At 56.1% G+C, this 471-nt stretch carries 1 protein-coding gene; it reads left to right on the top strand.

Annotated features, from left to right (window positions below; genetic code table 11):
• Positions 1-80: 80 nt before the first annotated feature.
• Positions 81-471, top strand: a 391-nt coding sequence (locus tag U4Y90_RS36005) for an acyl-CoA dehydrogenase family protein (RefSeq protein WP_321801910.1), incomplete at its 3' end; no start/stop codon positions are given.

The following is a 471-nucleotide window of genomic DNA, read 5'->3' as shown; positions in this document are numbered from 1 at the left end:
GCGATCAGTTATTTCTATTTTTACAACGATTCATCAAATATTACTATGACTCGACCAAAGCTACTTACGGATCTTTCTTCATGAGCGCTTCCATGCTTTCCGCCCCGGACCAATACCAGGAGATTCGTGACGCCGTGCGCGCCCTGTGTAGTCAGTTTCCCGCTGACTATCACCGAAAGATCGACGAGGCGCGTGGCTATCCGGAGGAATTCGTCAACGCCCTGACGAAGGCCGGCTGGCTTGCCGCGCTGATTCCGCAGGACTATGACGGCCCCGGTCTGTCAATGGCCGAGGCATCGGTCATCATGGAGGAGATCAACCGATCAGGCGGCAACTCTGGCGCGTGCCACGGTCAGATGTACGTAATGAATACGATCGTGTTCAGTGGCACGGAGGCGCAGAAACAACGCTATTTGCCCCGCATCTCCGCGGGCGAGTTGCGTGTGCAATCGATGGGCGTGACCGAGCCCA

The sequence above is a fragment of the Caballeronia sp. J97 genome (assembly GCF_905220305.1).
GTDB lineage: Bacteria > Pseudomonadota > Gammaproteobacteria > Burkholderiales > Burkholderiaceae > Caballeronia.
The sequence above is the reverse complement of the archived record's forward strand: the minus strand, read 5'-3'. Positions and strand labels throughout refer to the sequence as shown.